Source organism: Corallococcus interemptor, from assembly GCF_003668875.1.
Classification (GTDB): domain Bacteria; phylum Myxococcota; class Myxococcia; order Myxococcales; family Myxococcaceae; genus Corallococcus; species Corallococcus interemptor.
Genome location: NZ_RAWM01000250.1, coordinates 1 through 2,214 on the forward strand (window position 1 = coordinate 1; position 2,214 = coordinate 2,214).

A 2,214-nucleotide genomic window follows, 5' to 3' on the forward strand; every position below is an offset into this window, starting at 1 on the left:
GATGGAGCCGTGACACGCGCGACTGGACGCCAGCGGGCCCCGTGCGCCTCAACCCCTCACCGGAAGCACAGGAGCCGAAGCGCATCGGCTGAACCCTTTCACGCGACATCTACCTTGACGCTCACCGATCACAGCGAGCAGTTCAAGGTTTTCGGGAAACGGCGAGCCTGCGAAGCGCCACGCGAGCTTGACGGCTTGCTTGATCACAAGACGGGCAGACACGAGTAGCTCAGCAAACAGCAGCCTTCCGGTCAGCGCGTCGCCCGTTCTACGTGCGAGCATTATCCGCAACACAAGGGCAGCTTGCCGCTCTGCTCGGGTGGTGACTGAGTGTGTCGCGTTGCTCAGTGTGGCATCGGCACTGGGGGGGGCGCCGAGTCGTGAAGGCTCATCGGGTCAAAACTCCAGAAAGCGGCCCGTCACGGCCGACGTCGTCTAGCTCCGAGCGAACGCTTCCCGATACCTCGCCCGTGGGCGGCGATGGGCTCGCGCCAAACCCGAACGCTGAGAAACATTGCGCCCAGGAACTAAATAAGTGCGGTTCGGTGTGAGTGGCTCAGCCGAATGGTCAGTCGCGCTCGCGAACCTGCTGACGTGCCAAGCGAGCGTCAACGGCGGCACGTCAACGTCGAGCCCCCTAGAACCCCTAAACGCGCGCACCTCACAGGCGCTCACCTCTCCCTTATCCCTACTCCTACACCAACTTTTCCTATGGGGTTATGAGACTAGAGATCTGACGCTTTGACGTGACACCCCCTCGCGGTGCCGCTGGTGCCGTGGCTGATGCTCGCGCCCCCGCTATCGGCACGAGCAGGCGTCAAGCGCGGCGGCGTCAAAAACGAGGGAGTGAAAACCCCTAAACGCGCGCACCTCACAGGCGCTCACCTCTCCCTTATCCCTACTCCTACACCAACTTTTCCTATGGGGTTATGAGACTAGAGATTTGACGCGTTGACGTGACACCACCCTCGCGGTGCCGCTCGTGCCGGCCGGGCCAGCCTCGGGATCCGCACTCATTTAGTGCGACGTGCACTCTTCGCCCCGACCTGTTTCATCGCTTCCCGACATCGCCGGCAGCTACGCCGTTCGGGTTCGTGAGCTGCTCGCGACTCGCGACGACCCCATGACCGCGGCCGAACTTACGAGCGCGCTCGGCTGTAACGAGCGGCGCTTTCGTGAAGCACTCGATCGGCTCGTGTTCTGCTCCGAGGTCGAAGTCGAGCTTCGGCACACGCCCGGCAAGCGCGGCGCGCTCCCAGGTAGCTTGTGCCGGTTCGCCCGCTGGAAGAGACCGCCCTCGCGTTCACCTGCGGCGCGGAGAAATACGACGCCGAAAAACTTCCGACGCGGGACGAACTGGCGGCGCTACGTTGAGGCGGCACTTCGGCACCTGCTCGCGTTCGCCCGTGACGAAGATGCCGACCCCGAAACCGGGCTTTCGCACCTGGCACACGCTGCCGCGTGCCTGATGATTCTCCGCGAGCTGCAAGTCGACGCGCTCGGAACCGACGACCGAATCGAGGGACCTGCCCCGGTCGCAGGTTGGCTCGGAAAGGCGGGGGAAGGGACATGAACGGCCCCACCTTGACGCAAGCCGAGCTGCCCGAGTTTCTCACCGTCGACGAAGCCGCAGGTCTCCTGCGCGTGAACCGGAAAACGCTCTATGAGTCGATCCGGCTGGGGCAAGTGCCGGGGGTTATTCGCGTGGGGAAATCGCTGCGGATCCGCCGTGCCGCGTTGGTAGAGTCCTCCCCTGGGAAGGGCCGTGATTCTGACGACAGGAAGCGACGATGAGCGTCAGGCTACGGCAGTGGAAGAACAAGGCAGGGAAGGTTGAGGAGGCTTGGCAAGTGGACTTCGTGTTTCAGCACTCCGACGGGAGACGACAGCGAGTCGTGAAGTTCTCGCCTGTCCAGACCCGTCGGGGCGCTGAGCAATACGAGCGCGAGCTTCGCAGTGCCCTCCTGAATGGGACCTTCGGAAAGGAGAAGTGCGGCGAGGAAAGCCCGATCACGCTTGCGGATTTCACCCCGCGTTTCCTCACCTTCAGCGAGAACAACAACAAGCACTCTACGGCTGTCAGCAAGCCCCCTGTGTCAGGGAAGTTGTCGCCTCGGCTGAGTGGCCGGGATGACCACGCCTGGGGGCGAGAGCAGGCAGGACGCAGTGGCGTACACGGATGCATTCAAGTCGCAGATGGTGAAGCGGATGGTG

2 protein-coding genes and 1 pseudogene are annotated in these 2,214 nt (G+C 63.2%); all 3 read left to right on the forward strand.

Annotated features, from left to right (window positions below):
- The first annotated feature begins 1,027 nt into the window (after positions 1-1,027).
- On the forward strand, positions 1,028-1,573 hold the full coding sequence (locus D7X96_RS41340; RefSeq protein WP_244219883.1) for a dATP/dGTP diphosphohydrolase domain-containing protein: 546 nt from the start codon (positions 1,028-1,030) through the stop codon (positions 1,571-1,573).
- Positions 1,570-1,794: a helix-turn-helix domain-containing protein gene (locus tag D7X96_RS38850; protein WP_121771986.1), complete on the forward strand. Its 225-nt coding sequence runs from the start codon at positions 1,570-1,572 to the stop codon at positions 1,792-1,794. Before D7X96_RS41340 ends, D7X96_RS38850 begins: the two co-directional genes overlap by 4 nt.
- Positions 1,791-2,214, forward strand: a pseudogene (locus D7X96_RS40370) (Arm DNA-binding domain-containing protein); the annotation flags it as partial. The gene D7X96_RS38850 and the pseudogene D7X96_RS40370, both read left to right, overlap by 4 nt.

What these genes read in the sequence shown, in the direction of transcription:
- D7X96_RS38850 (WP_121771986.1), top strand. Translation starts at nt 1,570, where the DNA reads ATGAACGGCCCCACCTTGACGCAAGCCGAGCTGCCCGAGTTTCTCACC.